Here is a 23175-nt window from a genome sequence, read left to right on the forward strand (position 1 = left end):
TACGTGAACTACGCCGGGCACCGCGGAAACCGCCGGGCGGTTGTGCCGCCCCTCCGCTATTTCGCCGGGGTAACGCTCTTCTGGCCACCGCCCTGTGGGCCCGCTTCCCCGGACTGTCCCTGGGCAGGCGCCGGACCGGCGTTGCCCGGGGAAGTGTCCGGCTTCCGGCCCGCAGGACCGGACGCGCCGCCGCTGTTTGCCAGGGCAGTCGCTGCCGGAAGTTCAGCCTTTCCTTCTTCTGCGGCGCCCGCCCCTGCCGGCGTCCCATTCGCCGCTCCGGGGCCCCGGCCGTCCGTGCCGCCGCCGTTTGTGTTGCTTTGCGGTGCGGCAGCGGCGGATCCCGCCGCGCAGTTTCGCACACCGATGCCGGCGTTGTGGCGCAGCGGACCGGGGCATGCTGTGCCGTTGTGGCCACCCTGACGCCGGAGGAGCTTCGAGGACAGGTCCGCGGCGTCGTCCACCAGATGGGGCGCCGGGACGGAAGCAGCACCGGGAAGGTCGCCGTCCGCCGCGAGGGTGGGCCCACGGTAACCGGAAGCGACCGCGGACGTCCCGGTGGTGGAACCCCTCCACGGAGCCCAGTCCTCCAGCAGGTGCTCCACCGCGCTGGTACGGGTATTGGTTGAACTGGCCGCCACGCCGCCAACTCCGAGTCCCATTCCTGCCACCAGGACCAGTCCCAGCGCTGTGGGACGGTGCCGGCGACGACGGCGGCGCGCCAGTTCGTCTCCGGTTTGGGTACCCGCCTTCCGGCCGTCAGCCGGTGTATCCGGGGATTCGTCGTGGACAGCCTTCTCCGGGCTGGACAGTCCGCCTGCGGCAATCAATGCGGCGAGCTCCCCCGTGGGTGCCGGCGCGGGCAGCGAGGCCAGGGAACCCAGCGAGAGCAGGGTGTCACGAAGCTCCGCGTCCTGATCGAAGCCGGATTCAAGGAGGATGCCGTCAACAAGCGTGACGAGGTTGTCCCGGGAAGATGTCATGGGGTGAGGTACTCCTTCACTTCCTTGAGTTCCCGGAGTTTGAGCAATGCGCGCCGCTGGAGCTGCTTTACTGCACCGGCACTCTTATCCATGGTCTCCGCCGTCTGCTCCACTGTCAGGCCTCCCACCAGGCGAAGCGACAGCACGTCCCGCTGCTCCCGGGGCAGCCCGTCGAGGAGCGCCAGGACTTCCCGGGGCGAGATGCGCTGCAGGGCTTCCTTTTCCGCCGAGCTGTCTTCGCGCTTGTCCATCGCTGCCTCGAAGGGCAGCCTGACGGGTGTCCGGCTTTGGCGGCGGTGGTCATCCACCATCCGTGCATGTGCAACCGAGAAAATAAACGTCCTCAGCCCGGCGTCCCCGCCATGCACCGTGTGAAGCCGGGGAAGGACGGAAAGAAACACTTCCTGCATGGCGGCCTCCGGATCCTCGACTCCCCGGGCGGTGAGATAGCCCAGGACCTGTGATGCGTATGTCTTGTAGACGAGGCTGAAGGCAGCAGTCCCGGAAAATGACCGGTCCGGGGCCCCGTCTGTCTGTGCATCGGTCACTGACGTGGTGCTTTCCGTCAAGAAGGGTGTTGGCAAGGCAGGCGCTCAGAACATTCGGAACGCTGCCCTTACCTTACCCTCCGGTAACCACGCCGCCGGAACCGCCACGGCGCCGGGAAGAAGCCATGGGCCAGGGGTCCGCCACGATGCAGCCAACCATGCGGAAAGACAAAAGAGCCGGCCTGGAACGTGATGGGGGACAGGTTCCAGACCGGCACTTCATAGGGGTAATCGCTGAACCGCCCGGAAGGGTTACGCGAATCCCAAAAACTTTTTTTGAAGTTTCTCCCGGGCGGTCAGCGGGTTGCCGCCCGGGTCCAGCGGGGCAGCGTCGCCTGCCGCCGGGGCGCCCTGGCCAGCGTGAATGCGTGCAGCCTGGTGGGCATGCGCTCCTCGCCGCAGGCGGGTTCGACGGCGGCGGACGTCCCGGCTGGGACGTCGGCACCGGCTGCAGGGGTTACGGCTGCGGGACGGGAGGATGTTCCAGCGGGGCAAAGGTCTGTGACCAGGCCCGTTCCCGCACATTCCCGTGCCGCGGCAATCCCGGCCGCCACCGCTGCCTTGTCCTCAAACGGGCCGGAAACGGCGATCACCGTCCCGTCCGGGGCCAGCAGCCGGAACCGGAAGAACGACTCAGCGTCGACGAATGCTTCAAATCTTCCGGCCATGACGATCCTTCCTTGGGCACCAGGGGGTAGTACCGAGTGTGGCCGCGGCGCCACCACACTCACAAGACCGTCCGCGTTAAGCCTGTGTAAATTGCATGCCACCGCGGCAGAAGACAAACGGCAGGCCACCCGCCAAGGTGCCTGCCGTCGTCGTAATACCCACCCGTTCCCAGGCGGCATGTGCCCGGAGATCAGTCGTTGATGAGGTCGTTCACCACGATGGTCTGGTCCCGGTCGGGGCCCACGCCGATGGCGGAGAAGCGGGTTCCGGAGAGCTTTTCCAGTGCCAGCACGTAGTTCCGGGCGTTCTCCGGGAGGTCCGCGAGTGTGCGGGCGCCGGTGATGTCCTCGGTCCAGCCGTCGAAGTATTCGAAGATCGGTTTGGCGTGGTGGAACTCGGTCTGGGTCATGGGCATTTCGTCGTGCCGGACACCGTCCACGTCATAGGCCACGCACACTGGGATCTGTTCGATGCCCGTGAGCACGTCCAGTTTGGTGACGAAGTAGTCCGTGAAGCCGTTCACGCGGGAAGCGTGGCGGGCCAGGACCGCGTCGTACCAGCCGCAGCGGCGCGGCCGGCCGGTGTTAACGCCGAATTCACCGCCGGTCTTCTGCAGGTACATTCCCATCTCGTCGAAGAGTTCGGTGGGGAACGGACCCGCACCGACGCGGGTGGTGTAGGCCTTGATGATGCCGATGGAGCGCGAGATCCGGGTGGGCCCGATGCCGGAGCCAACCGACGCGCCGCCGGCGGTGGGGTTGGAAGAGGTGACGAACGGGTAGGTGCCGTGATCGACGTCCAGGAACGTGGCCTGGCCGCCTTCCATCAGGACCACCTTGCCTTCGTCCAGGGCGGAGTTCAGGACCAAGGTGCTGTCGATGACCAGCGGGCGGAGACGCTCGGCGAAGGACAGGAAGTACTCCACGATCTCATCCACCACCACGCTGCGGCGGTTGTAGACCTTGACCAGGAGTTCGTTCTTCTGGCGCAGTGAGCCTTCCACCTTCTGGCGGAGGATGGATTCGTCAAAGACATCCTGGACGCGGATGCCCAGCCGGGCCACCTTGTCCATGTAGGCGGGGCCGATGCCGCGGCCGGTGGTGCCGATGGCGCGTTTGCCCAGGAAGCGTTCGGTGACTTTGTCCAGGACCTGGTGGTACGGGGCCACCAGGTGGGCGTTGGCGGAGACCCGGAGCCGGGAAGTGTCCGCGCCGCGGGCCTGAAGTCCGTCGATTTCCTGGAAGAGGGCCTCGAGGTTCACCACGCAGCCGTTGCCGATAATGGGGACCGCGTTGGGGCTGAGGATGCCTGCCGGCAGCAGCTTGAGTTCGTACTTCTCACCGCCCACGACGACGGTGTGCCCGGCGTTGTTGCCGCCGTTGGGCTTGACGACGTAGTCAACACGGCCGCCCAACAGGTCGGTGGCCTTGCCTTTTCCTTCGTCGCCCCACTGGGCTCCTACGATCACAATTGCTGGCATGGGATCCTCCCCCATTCGTTCGGGCTGCCCGCGTCCGGCCACCAAGTGGCGGGCCCGCACAGCGCCGTTCATGAGAATGCCCCGAACATCCGGCCTTCGCCGCGTTGGGACAGCACAGCGAAGCAAGAGTTCCGGGGCTCTTACCACCCAAGTTTAGCGGATATGGCACTTTATCCACCGTTTGGCCCGCCGCAGCCCTTCACGCATCGAGGGGCAACAGGGGCGGCGGCCTATTCGTCCCCAGCCTCCCCGGCCGGCCCGGAGATCTGCCCGGCGAGGAGTCCCGGAAGGACGGCCGTCCGCGTTGAGCATGGACACCACCAGGATTTTGGCCCGACACAAACCAAAGCCGATTTGCCCGGACCCTGCCCTCTGGATTTAAGTGAGAGGGAACCATCCGGAGCGGCCGAGAGACCTGGCTCGATGACGCCGCAGCAACCACGGTTCGGCAGATCGCTGCCGGCCGAAGGTGCTACTGCCAGGACCGATGGAAAGGAAGTTCCAGCATGCCCAAGAACACCGACCACATCCGCGTGACGCACGCCGGCTCACTGCCCCGCACCCCTGAGCTCATCGCGGCCAACGCAGCCAAGGAAAGCAACGGGCTCACCCCGGAGTTCCTTGAACTGCTGGAGGCTTCCGTAGTGGATGTAGTGCAGCGCCAGAAAGACCTGGGCATCGACATCCCCAATGACGGCGAATACGGGCACACCATGTCCAGCACCGTTGATTACGGCGCCTGGTGGAATTACTCCTTCGCCCGGCTCGGCGGGCTGGAACCCACCAACGTGGACCGCTGGGCGGAGGCCGAAGAGCGCCGCTCGTCCCCCGGCAACGTGGTCCTGACCTCCTTCCCCGACCGGCGCGACCGGCAGGCCTTCAACGAGGCGTACAACGATCCTGCCTCCGGTATTCTCACGCACCGGAAAAGCGTGGCACAGCCCAAGATTGCCGGTCCCCTGACCTACACGGGCCACGACCTGGTGGCATCGGACATCAGGAACCTGAAAACCGGGCTCGCTGCCGCGGGCCTCACCGAGGGTTTCGTCGCCTCCCTCTCCCCCGGCTCGTGCGCCCGGGTGGCCAACGAGTACTACAAAACGGACGAGGAACTGGTCTACGCGTGCGCCGATGCCATGCGGGAGGAATACAAGGCCATCATCGACGCCGGCCTGACCGTGCAGCTCGACGACCCGTCCCTGGCCGAGAGTTGGGACCAGATCAACCCCGAGCCCTCGCTGGAGGACTACCTGAAATTCATCCAGCTGCGGGTCGAAGCCACCAACTGGGCGCTGCGGGACCTTCCGCAGGAACAGATCCGGCTCCACGTCTGCTGGGGCTCCTGGCACGGCCCGCACACCACGGACATCCCGTTCGCGGACATCATCGGCTCCGTCCTGCAGGTCAACGCCGGCGCTTACTCCTTCGAAGCCGCCAACGTCCGCCACGAACACGAGTGGCGCGTATGGGAGGACACCAAACTGCCCGACGGCAAGGTCATCATTCCGGGCGTCGTTTCACACGCCACCAACGTGGTGGAGCACCCGGACCTGGTGGCAGACCGCATCGTCCGCTTTGCCGACGTGGTGGGCCGGGAAAACGTGATCGCCTCTACCGACTGCGGACTGGGCGGCCGTGTCCACCCGCAGATCGCATTCGCCAAGCTGGAGGCACTGGGAGAGGGCGCGCGCCGCGCCACCCAGCGCCTCTGGTAGCCGGCAGTACATTCCGGAGCGCCGGCTGTTCCTTCCATCACCGGGAAGGGCAGCCGGCGTTTCGCTTCCGGGGGCTTGCTAAACTGGGGAAGGCCGGCGAGCTCCGGCCCACCCCAATCAACCGCCACCGACATGACGCGCGCCCGCGTGCCCGTTTCGGTGTCGGCAGCAATGCCAATCCCCGCAGGAGAACCAGCCCTTCATGACAGCCCTGGCCCCCGAAACATTCCACGAACAGCTCATGAGCCGCCGCTACGAACCCAGCGTCGCCGCCGTCAACGAACTGTGCGACTCCCTGCAGGAGGCCAAGCCCGGAACCACAGTTCCCTATGTGGACCCCATGCATGACGTGGAGGAATGCCGCATCATCAGCCTGTTCTCCAACATCGGCGAGGCGGATCCGTCCGGGTTCATCACTCCCGGCGACCAGGATGCCGCTACCCGCATGCTCGGCATCCAGTGGAAGCTGGGCCTGCGCCCCGAGTTCGTGATGCCATGGAACGTCCACCCCTGGCACGTCCCGGGCGAAGCCAACGGCAAGTTCACCCCGGACCAGGTCCAGGCGGGCCTGAAGCCCCTGCTGAAGTTCCTGGCGCTGGTCCCCCGGGCCTCGGTAATCGTGGCACACGGCACGGAAGCCAACCGGCTGGCCAACCTTCTCCTGAAGACCGAAGTGCCACTGCTGTGGCGCCGCGGCCTGAAGACCTACAAGGTCCGCTCACTGAGTGGCCGCGCATTCGCCGGCTCCCCGGCGCGCCAGGAGGAGTACCTCGAGGACATGCGGACGGCCTACGCAGACGCCATGGCCCGCACGGGCATCGCCAAGCCATAAACGAACGACGGCGGCCGGTCACCTTTCATCCGAAAGGTGACCGGCCGCCGTCGATATATGGAGGGGCCCTCCGCCGCCGAGGTTTCCCTGCCTGGGCGGAGCGAAGCCTGGGAGCCGGTGGGGGACCTAGGAGCCTTCGATGGCCGCTTTCGCCGTGGGGTCGGAATCGTTAAGGAACTTCTCGATCCGCTCCGGCTCATCCGCTTCACCGATGGCCGCCGAAGCCCTGCCCAGGGAGTAGAGGGCCCGCAGGAAACCGCGGTTGGGCTCGTGCTCCCAGGGGATGGGACCCACGCCGCGCCAGCCGTTGCGGCGCAGCGCGTCCAGGCCGCGGTGGTAGCCCACACGGGCATAGGCGTAGGAGTCAATGGTGCGGCCCTCGGCCCACGCTTCCTCGGCCAGGACGGCCCAGAGAAGCGAGGACGTGGGGTGCTTTTCCACCAGGTCCAGGGCCTCGTGCCCGGCCTCCAGTTGCCCGTACACCTCGGTTTCGGCAGGCAGGAGCGTGGGCTCCGGACCCATCAGGTTCCGGCGGAACTCATCCGACATTTAGAAGGTCTTTCCGGCCGAACCGAGCTGCTTGGTGGCTTCCACCACTCGGGCTGCCAGGCCGGCCTCAGCGGAGGCGCCCCAGACGCGGGGGTCGTAGGTCTTCTTGTTGCCCACTTCGCCGTCCACCTTCAGGACGCCGTCGTAGTTCTTGAACATGTGGTCTGCCACGGGACGCGTGTAGGCGTACTGGGTGTCGGTGTCGATGTTCATCTTGATCACGCCGTAGGAGACGGCGTCGGCGATCTCCTGGTCGGAGGAGCCGGAGCCGCCGTGGAAGACCAGGTCGAACGGGTTCTCCTTGCCGATCTGCGCGCCCACCTGCGCCTGGATGTCCTTGAGGATCTCCGGGCGCAGCTTGACGCCGCCGGGCTTGTAGACGCCGTGGACATTGCCGAAGGTCAGGGCGGTGATGTAGCGGCCGTTCTCGCCGGAGCCGAGGGCGTCGATGGTAGCCAGCGCGTCTTCCACCGTGGTGTACAGCTTGTCGTTGATGGCGTTCTCAACGCCGTCTTCCTCACCACCGACTGTGCCGATCTCCACCTCGAGGATCATCTTTGCGGCGGCGGTGCGCTGCAGCAGGTCCCGGGCGATCCGCAGGTTCTCCTGCAGGGTCTCTGCCGAGCCGTCCCACATGTGGGAGTTGAACAGCGGGTTGCGGCCGGCCTTGACCTCGGCTTCGGAAGCTTCGAGCAGGGGCAGGACGAAGCCGTCCAGCTTGTCCTTGGGGCAGTGGTCGGTGTGCAGGGCAATGTTCACTCCGTAGTTCTTGGCCACTTCGCGGGCGAAGGCCGCGAAGCCCAGGGAACCGGCAACCATGTCCTTGGTGGATGCGCCGGACCAGTAGGCGGCACCGCCGGTGGAGACCTGCACGATGCCGTCGGACTCGGCCTCGGCGAAGCCACGCAGTGCCGCGTTCAGCGTCTGCGAGGACGTGACGTTGACGGCAGGGAAGGCGAATCCGCCGGCCTTCGCGCGGTCGATCATCTCGGCGTAGATCTCTGGGGTTGCAATGGGCATGCTGGCTCCTCTGCTGAGTTTCGTCTGTGGGTGGATAACCCTCAAGTAGACCGCTTACGGCTTGGCACCATCCTAGCCATTCCGGGGCTTGGAGTGTTCTGGATTACGCCCCGGGGGCTTACACGTGCTGGTTGAAGACGTGCCGGCGGATCCAGGCATGCATGGCGATGGCTGCAGCGGAGGCTGCGTTGATGGAGCGGGTGGAGCCAAACTGTTCGATGGACAGGGTGGCGACGGCGGCCTCGTGGACTTCCGGCGTCAGGCCGGGGCCCTCCTGCCCGAAGACCAGCACGCAGTCGCGTGGCAGGTCGTAGGTTTCCAGCGGCACCGAGTCCGGGAAGATATCGACTCCGATGATTGCCAGATCCTCCCCCTGCGCCCACTGGACAAAGTCCTCCACGGTGGGGTGGTGGCGGACGTGCTGGTAGCGGTCGGTGACCATGGCTCCGCGGCGGTTCCACCGCCGTCGTCCGATGATGTGGACTTCCTTGGCAAGGAAGGCGTTGGCGGTGCGCACCACGGTGCCGATGTTCAGGTCGTGCTGCCAGTTCTCGATGGCCACGTGGAAGTTGTGCCGCCGGGAATCCAGGTCCGCCACGATGGCCTCGTGTTTCCAGTAGCGGTACTTGTCCAGCACGTTGCGCCGGTCCCCGTCGGCGAGCAGGTCCGGGTCCCAGTGGCCGCCCTCGGGCAGCTCGCCTTCCCAGGGCCCGACGCCGACCTCCGTCTTTTCGGGTTCGGCCTCCCCGGGCTGGTGGTTGGGTTCGTCAGTCATGCCGGGCGTTTGGTTCACCCTTCAACACTAGACTGGACTCTTCGGGCAACCATCACGACGCGGAGGCAGGCATGGCAGAAGAGGACCAGGTGGCAGGCAACCCGGCGGTTTACCGCAGCGGGCAGGAGATTGAGTGCTGGCTGACGGACATGGACGGAGTCCTGGTCCACGAAAACCAGCCCATCCCGGGGGCTGCCGAACTCATCCAGCGCTGGGTGGATACGTCCAGGCGCTTCCTGGTGCTGACCAACAACTCCATCTTCACGCCCCGCGACCTCGCCGCCCGCCTCCGCTCGTCCGGCCTGGAGATCCCCGAAGAGAACATTTGGACCTCCGCCCTGGCCACGGCCCAGTTCCTGAAGGACCAGGTGTCCGCCGGGGGCTCGGAGTCGGGCAACCGCGCCTACACCATCGGCGAGGCTGGGCTGACGACCGCGCTGCACGAGGCTGGCTTCATCCTTACCGACCAGAATCCGGACTTCGTGGTGCTTGGCGAGACGCGCACGTACTCGTTCGAGGCGATCACCACCGCCATCCGTCTGATCCTCGCCGGTGCACGGTTCATCGCCACCAACCCGGACGCCACGGGCCCTTCCAAGGACGGCCCCATGCCCGCCACCGGTGCCATCGCGGCCCTCATCACCAAAGCTACCGGCCGGGAGCCCTACATCGTGGGCAAGCCGAACCCCATGATGTTCCGGTCGGCGATGAACCAGATTGACGCCCACTCCGAGACGACCGCCATGATCGGCGACCGGATGGACACGGACATCATTGCCGGCATGGAGGCGGGCCTGCACACCGTCCTGGTCCTCAGCGGCATCACGCACAGGGACGACATTGCAGCCTACCCGTTCCGGCCAAACCAGGTGCTGAACTCGGTGGCGGATTTGAAGAACCAGATCTAGAAGATGCTGACCCGGGTGCCGCCCCGCGGCAGGGGGAAGAACCCGTCCAGCAGTTCCGTCACCAGCGGCCGGTAGATCTGCGGGTTCCAGCCGGGGCTCGCATGGGCGGGTGCGGCCCCTGTGGTCTGGAGGTTGCTGGACACCATGTTGTCCTTGAACACCACTGCCCAGGTTTCGGACGCCGTCTCGTAGTCGACAGTCCCGTCCTTGGGATTGCCAATGTAGGCCATCTTCGCTGTCCCAAGCTTTCCCGCGAACTGGCTTCCATCGAAGTGGTAGATGTAGGCGGACTCGGTCTGGACCAGCACGTTGGACGGGGCGATCGGGGACAGCTGCTCCAGCGTCTGGTCGAGGATCTGGCGCCAGCTCCGTTCGTCCTTGTGGATGATCCGCTCCCCCAGCTCATATCCGCCGCGCAGGGTGGACGGGAACCTGACGCCGCTCTCGTAAAGGAACACCACGCCGTCGAACCAGCTTTGGTCAAGGACATCATGGGCGCTGTAGGGGCTGGAGTCCAGCAGGATGAATTGCACCTGGATGCCCTGGAGCGCAAGGAGCCGCGCCGCCACCTGCGTGGCGAGCATGCCGCCGAAGCTGTGTCCATAGAAGAAGAGCTTGGTGATCTTCTGCGCGGCGATATAGTCGGCGATGGCGTTGACCACCTCGGTAACGCTCAGCCCCAGGTTGGAATATCCGACGGCGGCGAGCCGGGCGCGCTTGTTCAGCGAGCCACGGAGGGTGTTGAGGATCCACTGCGCCTCCTCCCAGCTGGTCTTGTACCCGGGAAACAGGAACCAGCTGGCGTCCGGGTAGTAGGCGTCGGCGAAGTCGTCCGGAACGGCCAGGATCCTGGTGCTGCGTCGCTGCGACTGCACTTGGCGGGTCACCAGCATGTCTGCTGCGAGCAGTCCGGAGGCGCCGGCACCGGCCAGGAAGGTACGGCGCGAGAAGCGCTTGAGGGCAGCGGCTTGCGTCAGCAGCCGGGCGTCGGAGACCCCTCTCCGGCTCTGCGGATTTACTTCCCCCTCATACGGCACACTCCTACCGTAAGCCCCGGGAAAGTCACCGCCGCAACGGTGGATGTTAACGTTCGGTGACGCTGCGCGTCAGCTTGCGGCCTGGCCTTCCGTGGCCGGAAATGGAGCCAGCGGCTCGTGCTGGCGGCGGCGGATTTCCAGGCCGATGTCGTTGTAGCGGCCCAGCAGGTCCGCTCCGTCGGGCGCGTCTGGGTTGTCGAGCAGGGCGAAGAGCGCGTCGCTGGCCTGCAGCAATTCCTGGTCCGTGTATTCGCTGAGCGGGCGGCCGTACAATTCCTCGATCCACATGACCGGCAGCTGGGGGAAATCACCCGCGTACGCGCCGCCGGGGAAAAGCTCCCTGATGTCGTCGTCCATCGGGAGCGGGCGGCTGCTGGAAGGTCCGTCCACTGCCCAGTCGTGCGCGGCGGGCGTGAGTTGCAGCGAGACCCCTGCGGACCGCGCACCCGGCAACGAGTTGGTGTCCAGGGCGTTGAGATCCCTGCGGAGACCCGCCAGCGCAGAGGACTCGATCAGCGCGGCCTGGGAAAGGTCGACACAGATACGGCAGCGAATGCCCATCCGACGGACACGCCGGATGATGTGGGCAAGTTCAGAACGGGACTCCTGGTGAAGGGTTCCCCGGACTTCAATCCGGACGACGTCTGCAGGGACATCGACGTTAACGAGAGCGTCTAATGCGCGGTCCATAGGTACTCCAAAAGAGGTCTATGGCCGACGGCTCAACCTCCGCAAGCGTAACCCCAGCCGGAGGCCCCGCACAACCCGGACTTCAACTGCCCGTGCCCGGGCTGACCTTTCCCGGTTCCTGGTAAAAGGTGCGTGCACCGGCACCCCCCACCGAATCGACGATCGACCTTGCAACGTCGCGTAATTTGGTATTGCTGTTGCTGGACGCCCCGGTAAGGATTTCGACGGCGTCTGCCTGGCTGCAGCGGTTCTGCGCCATGACGATGCCCACGGCAATGTCGATGGTGGTGCGGGACTCCAGCGTTGCGCGCAGGTTGGACGCACTGTCCGCGTGCAGCGAGAACCGTACGGCAAGTCGCAGGGCCTGCGAGATTTCGCGGGTAAAGTCCCTTGCCCTCTCAGCCGCCCTCCCGTCGAACTTGTGCGGGACGTCGGAGTAGAGGTTCAGCGCCGCCTTTGCCTCGCCGTGCAGGTTGAACGGCAGGGACAGTACTGACCGCAGCCCGTGGGAGGCGACGGCCGCAGCGTAGTCGGGGCCCCACCGGTCCTCCTGGAACAAATCCGGGACGTAGACTTCACGCTCGTCCTTGGCCGCGGAAAGGCATGGGCCCTGGGAGAGGGAGTACTGGATTTCATCAACTTCGCGCGCCGAATCGCTGCTCCAGCCGATGGTTGCGGCCTTCCGGTCACGGAGCAGGGTGATGCCACACAGGGCGTCGTCGCCGTCCCCGGCCATCTGATGGGCGGAGAACCGGGCCAGTTCATTGAGGAAGTCCTCAAAATCGGCGCTTTCCAGGATAAGGTTCTGGATTTGGTCGGTCGCGCTCAACGTTGCGCTCAAGGGCTGTTCTGGGGGGAGCAAGGTACACGATCTCCAAGTGCTGAACGGGTTATTCCTATGATATGGCAGCCTTGAACGATCGACCAGCAGCAGGCCACCGGCGCGGACCGGGCGGTTGAACGGGCCGCGCTTGAATCAGGAGAGTCCCAGCTCGTCCTTGCCGAACGCGAAGAGGTAGGGGACGCCGGTTTCGGCTTCGATTTTTTCCTTGGCTCCGGTGTCGCGGTCCACGATCACGGCCACGGCCACTACGTTGCCGCCGGCTTTGCGGACGCCCTCGACTGCCGTCAGCGCTGAACCGCCGGTAGTGGACGTGTCCTCCAGGACCAGCACCTTGCGGCCCTCAACAGACGGGCCCTCCACCTGGCGGCCCATGCCGTAGGACTTCTGGACTTTCCGGACCACAAAGGCATCGACCGCCCGGCCCGCGTCCGCGGCCGCGTGCATGACGGCGGTGCCCACAGGGTCAGCACCCATGGTCAGGCCTCCGGCGCACTCGAAGTCGATCCCGGCGTCGTCCGCCAGTGCCAGCATTACCTGGCCGACCAGCTTGGACGCCTCGTGATGCAGGGTGATGCGGCGCAGGTCGATGTAATAATGGGCCTCCGCCCCGCTGGAGAGGATCACCTTGCCGCGGACCACGGCAAGTTCCTTAATCAGTTCGAGCAGTCGGGCGCGGGCAGCTGCGGTGTCTGCCGCAGTGTCTGTGGGCGAAGTCATGGGCTCAAGTTTAGTGGGTGGGGTGACCGCCAACGGGCGGGCAAAGCCCGGCGCGTGCTCGGGGCGTGGTCCCAACGCGATAACGCGGGGCAGGAGGCGCCTGATGACTGGATTGTGGCGCAGGATGAAGAAGATCGTGCGCTGGACTGGGAAGCGGCTCCGGCCGCCGTCCTGCCCCTTCCCGGCGAGCATCTCCCCCGAGAGCGTGCCTGCGAAGAGCGGAACGAAGATAACCCGGTGCATGATGCGCTGCACGGCTTGCACCACCAAGGTGGGCATGCGGCGGCGGCGCTGGACCGCTGCAAGGGTGCGGAGCCGCACTCGTCCACGACGTAGGTCCGGGGCCAGCCGTTCCGCGGCTGCCACAGCGTCCTGGATGGCCAGATTGATACCCACACCGCCGGCCGGGGACATCGCGTGCGCGGCGTCCCCGATGCAAAGGAATCCGTCCACGTACCAGCGCCGCAGGCGGTTCAGTTTGACGTCCAGCCAGTGCAGGTCGTCCACGCTGCGGATCGAATCAACGCGGTCGGCGAGGTCCGGGCGCAGTGCCGCCACGCGCTGCCGGAACCACTCCACGCCCTTGGCGCGGATGGCCGCGTCCGAGCCTTTGGGGGCAAGGTAGCCCATTTGGTAGTAGTGGGTCCTGTTGAGGGCGATCATGGCGTCGCGGTCCCCCAGCGAGGGGACCACACCGGCTACCTCCCCCTGTTCCGAAAGGTGGCGGGGGAGCCTGAACCACCACGTATCGAAAGGCACCGGATATTCCTTGGTCCGCATGCCCGCTGCGCGCCGCAGCACCGAGTGCCGGCCGTCGGCAGCCACTACGACGTCGGCATGCAGCACCTGGTCACGGTACCCGCCGTCGGCCCGGTAGCGCACCCCGGTGACGCGGCCGCCGTCGAACTCCAGCCCCGTGGCTTCGCTTTCCATGAGCAGCGAAAACGTCGGTTCCTTTGCTGCGGCCGCGGCAAGGAAATCCAGGAAGTCCCACTGCGGCATCATGGCCACGTAGTTGTACGGCGGCTTCAGCGAGTCGAAGGCCGCGAGGGTGACCAGGCCGGCACCGGGGACGGGGACCGCGACGTTGCTGAGCCTGCTTTGCGGCAGGGAGCGGAAGCCGGCGCCCAGGCCGAGTTCGTCCATCAACCGGATGGTGGATGCATGCACGGTGTCGCCACGGAAATCCCGCAGGAAGTCGCGGTGCTTCTCCAGGACGGTCACGCGCACCCCTGCCCGTGCCAGCAGCAGGCCCAGCATCATTCCCGCCGGGCCCCCGCCCACCACGGCACACCCCGTGCGCTCCATGCAATTACCGTACGCCGCGCAGGTCCCTGCCGGAACAGTTGAGGGTTGTTGACAGCGCTGGCTAGGCTGGACCACATGCGCGAACTCCAGGCCAAAATCATTGAAGAAATGGGCGTGCAGCCCCGGATCGACCCTGCAGGGGAGGTGCGCAAGCGCGTCACGTTCCTCAAGGAGTACCTGAAGGCCACCCACACCAAGGGCTTTGTCCTGGGCATCTCGGGCGGCCTGGATTCATCCCTGGCCGGCAGGCTCGCGCAGCTGGCAGTGGACGAGCTTGAGGCCGAGGGCGTGGAGGCCAATTTCGTGGCCGTCCGACTGCCCTACGGCGTGCAGCACGACGAGGAAGACGCGCAGGCGGCCCTGGACTTCATCAAGGCCAAAACGGAGTGGACGTTCAACATTTCGGCCGCTGTGGACGGCTTCGAGGAGGAGTTCGAAAAGACCGTGGGCTCGGAAATCTCCGACTTCCACAAGGGCAACACCAAGGCCCGCACCCGCATGATCGCCCAGTATGCCCTCGCGGGTGAGCACAACTATCTGGTGGTCGGCACGGACCACGGCGCGGAGTCCGTGACCGGCTTCTTCACGAAGTACGGCGACGGCGGCGCGGACATCCTGCCCCTGTTCGGCCTCAACAAGCGGCAGAACCGTGCCCTGCTGGCCGAGCTCGGCGCCCCCGCGCGCGTCTGGGAGAAGGTTCCCACGGCGGACCTGCTGGACGACCGGCCGGGCCGCACGGATGAGGACGAACTTGGCCTCAGCTACGACCAGATCGACGACTACCTTGAGGGTCGGGAGGTTCCGGACGCCGTGGCCGAGTCGATCGAACAGAAGTACCTCCGGACCCGCCACAAGCGCACCGTGCCGGTGACCATCTTCGACACGTGGTGGAAGGCCCAGGGTCCGGAGGAGCCCCGCGCGGGGCTGTAGGCAGCCCCCACTTTTAGGAGTACGACGGCGGGTCGCACCGGGCAGGCCTGGAAACCGCCCAGCGGTCCGCCGTCGTTGCGGGTGGCCTAAGCCCGTGAGGTTCAGCGCCTGCGCCGCCCGCCGTCCCCTCCCCCACCGAGCTGCTGCGTGATCCGGTGCGCCTCCGCCATCAGTAGTCCGCCCAGTTCCTCCTGCCGTGCGGGCTTGAAGCGTGGTTCGATGCCGGTGAGGGACAACGCCCAGGCGGGCTTCCCGGAACGGTCGAACACGGCGGCGCCCATCCCCCAGCTTCCCTCCAGGACCAGTCCGGGGTTTACGGAGTAGCCGGCCAGCCGGGTGCGGGCCAGGTTGTCCCGCACCAGCTGCGGGGTGTGGTTCACGGCGAAGCTGCCGGCATGGTCATCCCAGCGGCCCAGCAGCTCCTCCTGCTCGCTTTTGGGCAGGAAGGCCAGGATTGCGGTTCCGGCAGAGGCGACCCCAAGGGGGAACCGTACGCCCTCGTGCAGGACAAACGACCGGACAGGGAAACTTCCTTCTTCGCGCAGCAGGCACACGGTCTGGGCGCCGCGGCGGATGGAGAAGAAGGCGCTCTCACCCGTTGCCTCTGCCAGCCGCCTGAGGCTGGGCCGCGCGATGTCCTCCAAGGGAAAGCGCGCCGATGCGACCGATCCCATCAACAGCACCTCGGGGCCCAGGACCCAGTTGCCCGTGACGGGGTCGTGGTCCAGCAGGCCCTCCGCGGCAAGGGAGGTCAGGAGCCGGTGGACCGTGGGACGGGTAAGTCCCGATTCCCGGACCAGGCGCATCAGGGGCATCCCCTCGGCACTGCGGCCCACCAACCGCAGCAGTCCTGAAATCCGCGCAACCACCTGGGCGCCCTGAACGGGGGCGGCAGCCATAGAGCCTCCTCGTGTCCACAATATGGATACTTCGTATCCTGGTGTCCATACTGTACGACAATCCGGTGCGATTCTTGACACTCGTCGCCTGCCGCCCGTAGTCTCCAAACTCAGATTCCAGCCGTCCACTAAGTGGACGCGCGTCCGTGCTCAACGAGGAGACGTCATGAAGAAACTCCAGGCTTCTGCCGCCGCGGCCTTGGAAGGGGCCCTCCAGGACGGCATCACCGTCGCCGTGGGCGGGTTTGGCCTCAGCGGCATTCCTGCCGACCTGATCGAAGCCCTCCGTGACGCCGGCGTCCGGGACCTCACCGTGGTCTCCAACAACATGGGCGTGGACGGCAAGGGGCTGGGCGTCCTGATCGAGGCAGGCCAGGTGCGCAAGGTGATCGCCTCCTACGTAGGCGAGAACAAGCTGTTCGCGGAGCAGTACCTCGCCGGCAAGCTGGAGGTGGAGTTCACCCCGCAGGGCACCCTTGCAGAGCGGCTTCGCGCTGGCGGCGCCGGTATTCCTGCCTTCTACACCAAGACCGGGGTGGGGACGCTGGTTGCCGAAGGCAAGCCGCATGAGGTATTCGACGGCGAAACGTACGTCCAGGAGCGGGCCATCCGCGCCGACGTCGCACTGGTCCACGCCCACACGGCGGATACGGACGGCAACCTCATCTACCGCTACACCGCCCGGAACTTCAACCCGGTGGTGGCCACCGCGGGAGTCCTGACCGTCGCCGAGGCGGAAGTCATCGTGGAGCCCGGCCAACTGGATCCCAACCACATCGTTACCCCAGGCGTCTTTGTCCAGCGGCTTGTCCAGGCAACGGACCGTGTCAAGGACATCGAGCAGCGGACCGTCCGGCAGCGCGCCGGCCTTGTCCCTGCCTAAACCAGGGCCGCCCCAGCTGCAACCGCTCCCGCTGCCGCCTATTGACGCCCACTACTCAATGGAGAGATACACCTCATGACCACCGTGCAGTTGAACAGCCAGGACGTCCGCCAGAAAGGGTTGGCCCGGATGGCAGAAGAGCTGGCGGGGTGGACGCAGAAGTGGTTCCCGGACGCCTACATTTTTGCTTTGGCAGGTGTGCTGCTGGTGGCCATTGCCGCCCTGGCCATCGGAGCGTCGCCCAAGGCCGTGGTGGACTCGTTCGGCAATGGGTTCTGGGACCTCACCGCCTTCACCCTGCAGATGGCCATGGTGGTGCTCACCGGCTATGTGGTGGCGACATCACCGCCGGTCGCCCGGCTGATCGAGCGTCTGGCGCCGGTACCCACCTCCGCCCGCTCCGCCGTCAGCTTCGTGGCCGTCCTCTCCATGTCGGTGTCCTTCGTCAACTGGGGGCTGAGCCTGATCTTTGGCGGCCTGCTGGCGCGCGCCATAGCGCGCCGCAAGGACCTCCACGTCGACTACCGGGCCCTCGGCGCAGCGGCCTTCATGGGGCTGGGCGCCGTCTGGGCCCTGGGAATGTCCTCCTCCGCGGCCCAGCTGCAGGCCACCAAAGCTTCCATCCCCCCGGCGCTGCTGAAGATCACCGGCGTCCTGGACTTCGGGACCACCGTCTTCACCTGGCAGTCCCTGCTGACCTTGGCCATCCTGATGCTTCTCACCACGGTCATCGCCCATTTCTCAGCCCCCACGGGAGGCTCGGTGAAGACGGCGGCCGATCTCGGCGTCGACCTCGACGACCAGCCTGAACCGCCTGCTGAAAAGTCCCGGCCGGGCGAATGGCTTGAATACAGCCGGGTCCTGCCCGTCCTGGCCGGGGTGCTGACCCTGGGCTGGCTGGTGTCCCAGCTGCTGACCCTGCCCATCCTGAGCGTGGTCAGTTCGCTGAACGGATACCTGCTGGTGTTCCTGATGCTGGGGCTGGTGCTGCATGGAACACCGCGTAAGTTCCTTCAATCAGTCACCAAAGCCGTGCCCGCCACGGCCGGAATCCTGGTCCAGTTCCCGCTCTACGCTGCAATGGCCGCCATCCTGACCAAGGCCACCGGGGCCGGCGGCCTCTCGGTGTCGGAGCACTTGGCCCACTTCTTCACCAGCATCGGCGGCAACGGGGCGTTCGCCGTCATCATCGCCATCTACACCGCCATTCTGGGCATGTTCGTGCCCTCCGGCGGCGGTAAGTGGCTGGTGGAGGCGCCGTACGTCATGCAGTCCGCTACGGACGTCAACATGAACCTGGGCTGGACCGTACAGATCTACAACATGGCCGAGGCACTGCCCAACCTCGTCAACCCGTTCTTCATGCTTCCCCTGCTGGCGGTGCTGGGCCTGCGCGCCCGGGACCTGGTGGGCTTCACGTTCCAGCAGTTCCTGTTCCACCTGCCGGTGGTCCTGCTGCTGGCCTGGCTGCTGGGCATGACGTTCGAGTTCATGCCGCCGGTCATACCCAACTGAGTACAGCTAAAGAGATCAAGGAGAACCCCATGGGATGGACCAGGGATGAAATGGCTGCCATCGCGGCCGAGGAACTGAACGACGGCGACTACGTGAACCTTGGGATCGGCATCCCCACGCTGGTGGCCAACAACCTGCCCGAGGGCGTGCGGGTGGTCCTGCAGAGCGAGAACGGCCTGCTGGGCATGGGTCCCTTCCCGTACGAGGGCGAGGAGGATGCGGATCTCATCAACGCGGGCAAGCAGACCGTCACGGTCCTGCCCGGCGGAAGCATCTTCGACTCCGCCACCTCGTTCGGGATGATCCGGGGCGGACACGTCAAGGTGGCTATCCTGGGCGCCATGCAGGTGTCCGGCAACGGCGACCTGGCCAACTGGACCATCCCGGGCAAGATGGTCAAGGGCATGGGGGGTGCCATGGACCTGGTGGCCGGCACACCCCGTGTTGTGGTCCTCACCGAGCACAACGCCAAGGACGGCACCGCCAAGATCGTGCGCGAATGCACGCTGCCCTTGACGGGGCTCAGCTGCGTGGACCGGATCATCAGCGACCTCGCCGTCTTTGACCTGGTGAAGGACGACGACGGCGGGCGGCAGCTCACGCTGACCCGCCTGGCGCCGGGGGTCACCGAAGAGGAGATCCGGGAAAAAACTGAAGCGGACTTCGACGTCCGGCTCGAGAATGAGGAAGTGGCAGCATGAGCCTCAAAGACCAGTTCGGCAAGGACGTACTGATCACCGGCTGGGGACACAGCAGGTTCGGCAAGCTCGCCGACGACACCCTGGAATCCCTGATCGTGCAGGTGGCCACGGACGCCATCAGCACCGCAGGCATCGAGCCGGGCCAGATCGATGAGATCTACGTTGGCCAGTTCAACTCCGGCATGATGCCGCTGGCCTTTCCGTCCTCGCTGGCACTGCAGGTCTCACAGGACCTGGGCAACGTCCCGTCCACCCGCGTGGAGAACGCCTGCGCCTCGGGTTCGGCCGCGTTCCAGCAGGGCACCAAGTCGCTGCTGGCGGGGACGGCAAAGACCGTCCTGGTGATCGGCGCCGAAAAGATGACCCATGCCGGAGCGGACGTAGTGGGTGCCGGGCTCCTGGGCGCGGACTACGACATGGCCGGCAAGCCCTCCACGACGGGATTCACGGGTCTTTTCGCCGAGGTGGCCAAGCACTACGCCAAGCGGTACGACGCCGCTGGCAGCCTCGGTGATGTGCTGGGCACGATCGCTGCCAAGAACCACCGCAATGGCGTGGACAACCCTTACGCACAGCTCCGCAGGGACCTGGGCGAGGAGTTCTGCCGGACGGTCTCGGACAAGAACCCCATGGTGGCCGATCCGCTGCGCCGCACGGACTGTTCCCCCGTCTCCGACGGTGCTGCCGCCGTCGTGCTGTCCACGTCGGCCACTGGTGGAAGCGCCTCCCCCGTCCGGCTCGCGGGCTTTGGACACGCCAACGACTTTTTCCCCGCGGCGCGCAGGGACCCCACCGCTTTCGAGGCCACCCGGGTCTCGTGGCAGCGCGCCCTGGCGATGGCCGGCGTCGGGCTCGAAGACCTGGACCTGGCCGAAGTCCACGACTGCTTCACCATTGCCGAGCTGCTGATGTACGAGGCCATGGGCCTGACCGAACCGGGCCAGGGCGCCAGGGCCCTCGAGGAGGGCTGGGTCTTCAAGGACGGCAAGCTGCCGGTCAACGTCTCCGGCGGCCTCAAGTCCAAGGGCCACCCAGTGGGGGCTACGGGCGTGTCCCAGCACGTCCTGGCAGCCATGCAGCTCACCGGCACCGCAGGAGACATGCAGCTGGCCGCTCCCCGGCGGGCAGCAGTGCAGAACATGGGTGGCGTGGGGATCGCCAACTACGTCAGCGTGCTTGAAGCTGTCTGAGCAACTGCCGGCTCCAAAGTGCCCCGCGCCGCCGTCGTGGGGCACTTTGGAGCTGCCCGCGGCCGTTTGCGCAGATGACGACGGCGTGTCCGCGCCAAGGTGCCCCGGGACGGCAGGATGTCGCTCCGGGTCAGCGCTTTATCGCGGCTACCCTTGCACCCGGGGCTTCCGCCCCGTACGTTGGGGACTGTGGGGGATTAACTCCCGCGCACTCCGGGACGATCCCCGGGGAGAGAATCAGAGTCACATGAAGGAATGCAGCCATGGCAACAGGCACAGTTAAATGGTTCAACGCCGAAAAGGGTTTTGGCTTCATTGCCCCCGATGACGGGTCCGCTGACGTTTTCGCCCACTACTCGGCAATCGCCACCAGCGGCTACCGCTCACTGGACGAGAACCAGAAGGTCGAATTCGATGTGACCCAGGGTCCCAAGGGCCCGCAGGCAGAGAACATCCGCCCGCTCTAAGTCTTCGGCGGCCTCCGGCAACTGCCGGGACCCCATTCCAGCGGCCCCTCCACCATAGGTGGAGGGGCCGCTGTTTTTATGCCCCTGCACCGTTCGGTGGTTCCGTTTGGGATAATTGATCCATGACGGGACACGACCAGGACAGGGACCCGTGGGAGGAGTTTGATGCCCTCGGCCCCGCCGCCCCGGACCGCGTGCCCGGCCAGCCGGGCGGGGAGCCGTACGGCTTCGGCTTCCGGACCGGGGTGCGCAGCGCCCGGGTTGCCGTTGGCTTCGCCATCTACGCACTGGCACTGGGAACCATCCTCGCCCTGACCGGTTGCATCGTCTTCATCACCCGGCAGCAGTGGCTGCTGATGGGCCTCATGCTGTTGTTTGAGGCGGTCTTTGTCTTCGCGTTTACGCGGCTCGTGGCCCAGGCCAGGCACCGTGTTCCGCGCGACCGGCATGCCAGGTAGCCCCCACTGGAGACCCGCCGTGCAGCCGGCCGTCAGCGGATGGCGAACGCGATGAAGAGGTTCAAGGCCCCTTGCTCCACCCTGCGGGCCTGACCACGCGCGCCACGCCAGCCCGGCAGGGCAGGGCGGGGCAGAGAAGAGGCTCCCGTACCTACCGGTGCTTGAACTCAGGCTGGCGCTTCTGCGCGAACGCGGCCATGCCTTCCTTCTGGTCCTCAGTGGCAAACAGGGAGTGGAACAGCCGCCGCTCGAAAATCACTCCCTGCGCCAACCCCATTTCGAACGCAGCGTTGACGGCCTCTTTCGCTGCCATCGCCGCGGGCTTGGATTTTCCGGCGATTACACCGGCCACCTCCAGTGCCTGCGACACCACATCCGCCGCCGGAACCACCCGGGAGACCAGCCCGCAGCGCTCGGCTTCCTCCGCGTCAATGAACCTTCCCGTGAGGATCATGTCCATGGCCTTGGCCTTGCCCACGGCCCGGGTGAGCCGCTGTGAACCGCCCATCCCAGGCAGCACGGCGAGGTTGATCTCCGGCTGGCCGAATTTCGCGTTGTCGCCCGCGATGATGATGTCGCACATCATGGCCAGTTCGCAGCCGCCGCCCAGGGCAAACCCGGACACGGCCGCGATGGTGGGGATGCGCAGACGGGTAAAGTCTTCCCAGCCCCGGAACCAGTCCGTGGTGTACATGTCCATGTAGCCCTGGTCCGCCATCTCCTTGATGTCGGCACCCGCTGCAAAAGCCTTGCCCGAGCCCGTGACCACCACCGCGCCCACGCCCGGATCGGAATCCATGGCGGTGACCGCGGCCACCAACTCCTCCATGGTGGCCTTGTTCAGCGCATTCAATGCCGAGGGCCGGTTCAGCGTCACCAGCCCTACCCTGCCCTGCTGCTCCACCAGGATGTTGGCGTACTCCGTCATTCGGGGCTCCCGTCGTCGTGTGCTGTTGTAGTTGGTCGCAGGTCCGGTTCCCCGCCGTCCAGCGGCCGGAAGAACCTGTCCACCTGCATGGGGGTAACCTCGGCCAGGTTGGCAGGTTTCCACTGCGGGTTCCTGTCCTTGTCCACCACCTGGGCACGGATTCCTTCGCGGAAATCAGGTCCGGACAGGAAGCGGATCCCCGTCCGGTACTCCTGGGCCAGGGCTTCGTCCAGGGTCAGGTTCGCGGCCCGGCGCAGGGCCGCCAGGGTGACCTTGATCGAGGTGGGCGACTTGGCTTCTATCGTGTCGGCCGCTTCCGTGGCATCTTCCCGGCCGGGCCCGGTCCAGGCCAAGAGCCGGGCAACGATTTCCTCCGCATCGTCGCAGGCGTAGCAGGCATCGATCCAGTCCCGCTGCCCCGCCAATACCGAGGCAGGAGGCTCGTCAGAGTAACGGGCGACGGCGGCTTCCGGGCTTTCATCTTCCAGCGCCGCCACCAGGCTGGGCAGCGCGTGGGACGGCACGAAGTGGTCGGCGAGGCCGAGGAACAAGGCGTCCCCCGCATCCAGGTGCGCGCCGGTCAAGGCGGCATGCGTCCCTGTTTCGCCTGGTGCGTGAGACAGCAGGAACGTCCCGCCGACGTCGGGGGCGAACCCAATGGTGGTCTCCGGCATCCCCATCCTGGTCCGTTCCGTGACAACGCGGACGCTGCCATGCGCGGAGATGCCGACGCCCCCGCCTAGAACCAAGCCGTCCATCAAAGCGACATACGGCTTTGGGTACCGGGAAATCAGCGAATTCATGCGGTATTCGGTCTGCCAGAAATCAGCGGTCGCGTTCCCACCGTGCAGCATGTCCCGGTAGATCGCCACGATGTCTCCGCCGGCGCACAGGCCCCGCTCCCCGGCGCCCTGCACCAGGACGGTGGCCACGCCGTCGTCGTCTGTCCATGCAATCAGCTGCCGCAGCAGAAGATCGACCATTCCTGCTGTGAGCGCATTGACCGCCCTCGGCCGGTTCAGGGTAATCACGCCCAAGCGGCCGCGGCGTTCAAAAAGAACCTCCGCACTTCCGCTCTCAGCCGTGCTGTCCGTAGTGGTGCCCTTGGCTGCGGTCATCTGCTGGAGCGCTC

Annotated in this window: 24 protein-coding genes, 1 pseudogene and 1 riboswitch; of the genes and pseudogenes, 10 read left to right on the forward strand and 15 right to left on the reverse strand. The window is 66.1% G+C overall.

Annotation, left to right across the window (positions count from 1 at the left end):
• Nucleotides 1-56: 56 nt before the first annotated feature.
• From J2X98_RS10380 to J2X98_RS10395, 4 genes are all read right to left on the reverse strand, one after another.
• Nucleotides 57-980, reverse strand: coding sequence for a hypothetical protein (locus J2X98_RS10380; protein WP_141943960.1), 924 nt, complete (start codon nucleotides 978-980; stop codon nucleotides 57-59).
• Nucleotides 977-1528: an RNA polymerase sigma factor gene (locus tag J2X98_RS10385; protein ID WP_141943962.1), complete on the reverse strand. Its 552-nt coding sequence runs from the start codon at nucleotides 1526-1528 to the stop codon at nucleotides 977-979. Before J2X98_RS10385 ends, J2X98_RS10380 begins: the two co-directional genes overlap by 4 nt.
• A gap of 296 nt (nucleotides 1529-1824) precedes the next feature.
• The gene (locus J2X98_RS10390; RefSeq protein ID WP_141943964.1) at nucleotides 1825-2196 is read right to left on the reverse strand and encodes a YegP family protein; all 372 of its coding nucleotides are present in this window, start codon (nucleotides 2194-2196) and stop codon (nucleotides 1825-1827) included.
• A gap of 191 nt (nucleotides 2197-2387) precedes the next feature.
• Entirely contained in the window at nucleotides 2388-3677 is a 1290-nt protein-coding gene (locus tag J2X98_RS10395) for an adenylosuccinate synthase (protein ID WP_286401502.1), read from the reverse strand.
• Nucleotides 3678-4067: 390 nt separating this feature from the next.
• Nucleotides 4068-4171, forward strand: a riboswitch (SAM riboswitch).
• Nucleotides 4172-4183: 12 nt separating this feature from the next.
• On the opposite strand from J2X98_RS10395, the gene J2X98_RS10400 reads away from it, so the two are divergent.
• A complete protein-coding gene (locus tag J2X98_RS10400) occupies nucleotides 4184-5392 on the forward strand; it encodes a cobalamin-independent methionine synthase II family protein (protein ID WP_307307555.1) in 1209 nt (402 codons plus the stop codon).
• 202 nt (nucleotides 5393-5594) lie between these two features.
• Nucleotides 5595-6224: a uracil-DNA glycosylase gene (locus tag J2X98_RS10405; RefSeq protein ID WP_307307558.1), complete on the forward strand. Its 630-nt coding sequence runs from the start codon at nucleotides 5595-5597 to the stop codon at nucleotides 6222-6224.
• Between the two features lie 126 nt (nucleotides 6225-6350).
• Here J2X98_RS10405 and J2X98_RS10410 read toward each other — a convergent pair whose 3' ends face one another.
• The 3 genes from J2X98_RS10410 to J2X98_RS10420 all read right to left on the reverse strand — a co-directional run bounded on the left by J2X98_RS10410 (nucleotide 6351) and on the right by J2X98_RS10420 (nucleotide 8568).
• Nucleotides 6351-6773 carry a DUF3151 domain-containing protein gene (locus J2X98_RS10410; protein WP_307307561.1) on the reverse strand — a complete coding sequence of 141 codons (423 nt, stop codon included), beginning with the start codon at nucleotides 6771-6773 and terminating at the stop codon, nucleotides 6351-6353.
• Nucleotides 6774-7793 carry a class II fructose-bisphosphate aldolase gene (fbaA, locus tag J2X98_RS10415; protein ID WP_307307564.1) on the reverse strand — a complete coding sequence of 340 codons (1020 nt, stop codon included), beginning with the start codon at nucleotides 7791-7793 and terminating at the stop codon, nucleotides 6774-6776.
• A 118-nt stretch (nucleotides 7794-7911) separates the two neighbouring features.
• Nucleotides 7912-8568, reverse strand: a complete 657-nt coding sequence (locus J2X98_RS10420; protein WP_307307567.1) for a TrmH family RNA methyltransferase — start codon at nucleotides 8566-8568, stop codon at nucleotides 7912-7914.
• Nucleotides 8569-8639: 71 nt separating this feature from the next.
• Here J2X98_RS10420 and J2X98_RS10425 point away from each other — a divergent pair, with 71 nt between their 5' ends.
• Complete coding sequence (locus J2X98_RS10425) at nucleotides 8640-9476, forward strand: HAD-IIA family hydrolase (RefSeq protein WP_141943977.1); 837 nt, start codon at nucleotides 8640-8642, stop codon at nucleotides 9474-9476.
• Here the strand turns inward: J2X98_RS10425 and J2X98_RS10430 are convergent.
• From J2X98_RS10430 to J2X98_RS10450, 5 genes and pseudogenes are all read right to left on the reverse strand, one after another.
• Nucleotides 9473-10513: a thioesterase domain-containing protein gene (locus tag J2X98_RS10430; RefSeq protein WP_141943979.1), complete on the reverse strand. Its 1041-nt coding sequence runs from the start codon at nucleotides 10511-10513 to the stop codon at nucleotides 9473-9475. The two genes, J2X98_RS10425 and J2X98_RS10430, sit on opposite strands and share 4 nt — an antisense overlap.
• A gap of 69 nt (nucleotides 10514-10582) precedes the next feature.
• Nucleotides 10583-11203 carry a hypothetical protein gene (locus J2X98_RS10435; RefSeq protein WP_307307574.1) on the reverse strand — a complete coding sequence of 207 codons (621 nt, stop codon included), beginning with the start codon at nucleotides 11201-11203 and terminating at the stop codon, nucleotides 10583-10585.
• An 82-nt stretch (nucleotides 11204-11285) separates the two neighbouring features.
• Complete coding sequence (locus tag J2X98_RS10440) at nucleotides 11286-12032, reverse strand: GAF and ANTAR domain-containing protein (RefSeq protein WP_141946587.1); 747 nt, start codon at nucleotides 12030-12032, stop codon at nucleotides 11286-11288.
• A 147-nt stretch (nucleotides 12033-12179) separates the two neighbouring features.
• Nucleotides 12180-12764: an orotate phosphoribosyltransferase gene (pyrE, locus tag J2X98_RS10445; protein WP_307307752.1), complete on the reverse strand. Its 585-nt coding sequence runs from the start codon at nucleotides 12762-12764 to the stop codon at nucleotides 12180-12182.
• Between the two features lie 96 nt (nucleotides 12765-12860).
• Nucleotides 12861-14072, reverse strand: a pseudogene (locus tag J2X98_RS10450) (FAD-dependent oxidoreductase); the annotation flags it as partial.
• A 75-nt stretch (nucleotides 14073-14147) separates the two neighbouring features.
• On the opposite strand from J2X98_RS10450, the gene nadE reads away from it, so the two are divergent.
• Nucleotides 14148-15002 (forward strand): ammonia-dependent NAD(+) synthetase, encoded by an 855-nt coding sequence (gene nadE, locus J2X98_RS10455; protein WP_141943985.1) that lies wholly within the window; start codon nucleotides 14148-14150, stop codon nucleotides 15000-15002.
• A 101-nt stretch (nucleotides 15003-15103) separates the two neighbouring features.
• On the opposite strand, the gene J2X98_RS10460 is transcribed toward nadE, so the two are convergent.
• Nucleotides 15104-15901 carry an IclR family transcriptional regulator gene (locus J2X98_RS10460; protein WP_307307579.1) on the reverse strand — a complete coding sequence of 266 codons (798 nt, stop codon included), beginning with the start codon at nucleotides 15899-15901 and terminating at the stop codon, nucleotides 15104-15106.
• Between the two features lie 166 nt (nucleotides 15902-16067).
• Here J2X98_RS10460 and J2X98_RS10465 point away from each other — a divergent pair, with 166 nt between their 5' ends.
• The 6 genes from J2X98_RS10465 (at nucleotide 16068) to J2X98_RS10490 (ending at nucleotide 21115) form a co-directional block, all read left to right on the forward strand.
• Nucleotides 16068-16784 (forward strand): CoA transferase subunit A, encoded by a 717-nt coding sequence (locus J2X98_RS10465; protein WP_307307582.1) that lies wholly within the window; start codon nucleotides 16068-16070, stop codon nucleotides 16782-16784.
• A gap of 75 nt (nucleotides 16785-16859) precedes the next feature.
• Complete coding sequence (locus J2X98_RS10470) at nucleotides 16860-18299, forward strand: short-chain fatty acid transporter (RefSeq protein WP_307307584.1); 1440 nt, start codon at nucleotides 16860-16862, stop codon at nucleotides 18297-18299.
• A gap of 29 nt (nucleotides 18300-18328) precedes the next feature.
• Nucleotides 18329-19000: a CoA transferase subunit B gene (locus J2X98_RS10475; RefSeq protein ID WP_141943992.1), complete on the forward strand. Its 672-nt coding sequence runs from the start codon at nucleotides 18329-18331 to the stop codon at nucleotides 18998-19000.
• Complete coding sequence (locus J2X98_RS10480; RefSeq protein WP_307307590.1) at nucleotides 18997-20190, forward strand: acetyl-CoA acetyltransferase; 1194 nt, start codon at nucleotides 18997-18999, stop codon at nucleotides 20188-20190. The genes J2X98_RS10475 and J2X98_RS10480 overlap by 4 nt, the downstream gene beginning before the upstream one ends.
• A 263-nt stretch (nucleotides 20191-20453) precedes the next feature.
• Complete coding sequence (locus J2X98_RS10485) at nucleotides 20454-20657, forward strand: cold-shock protein (RefSeq protein ID WP_009357211.1); 204 nt, start codon at nucleotides 20454-20456, stop codon at nucleotides 20655-20657.
• Nucleotides 20658-20779: 122 nt separating this feature from the next.
• On the forward strand, nucleotides 20780-21115 hold the full coding sequence (locus J2X98_RS10490) for a hypothetical protein (RefSeq protein WP_141943996.1): 336 nt from the start codon (nucleotides 20780-20782) through the stop codon (nucleotides 21113-21115).
• Between the two features lie 151 nt (nucleotides 21116-21266).
• Here the strand turns inward: J2X98_RS10490 and J2X98_RS10495 are convergent, their stop codons facing one another.
• Nucleotides 21267-22043 (reverse strand): enoyl-CoA hydratase, encoded by a 777-nt coding sequence (locus J2X98_RS10495; RefSeq protein ID WP_307307595.1) that lies wholly within the window; start codon nucleotides 22041-22043, stop codon nucleotides 21267-21269.
• Nucleotides 22040-23161: an enoyl-CoA hydratase/isomerase family protein gene (locus J2X98_RS10500; RefSeq protein ID WP_307307598.1), complete on the reverse strand. Its 1122-nt coding sequence runs from the start codon at nucleotides 23159-23161 to the stop codon at nucleotides 22040-22042. Before J2X98_RS10500 ends, J2X98_RS10495 begins: the two co-directional genes overlap by 4 nt.
• Between the last annotated feature and the right edge of the window lie 14 nt (nucleotides 23162-23175).

It is taken from the genome of Pseudarthrobacter enclensis (assembly GCF_030811655.1).
Lineage (GTDB): Bacteria > Actinomycetota > Actinomycetes > Actinomycetales > Micrococcaceae > Arthrobacter > Arthrobacter enclensis_A.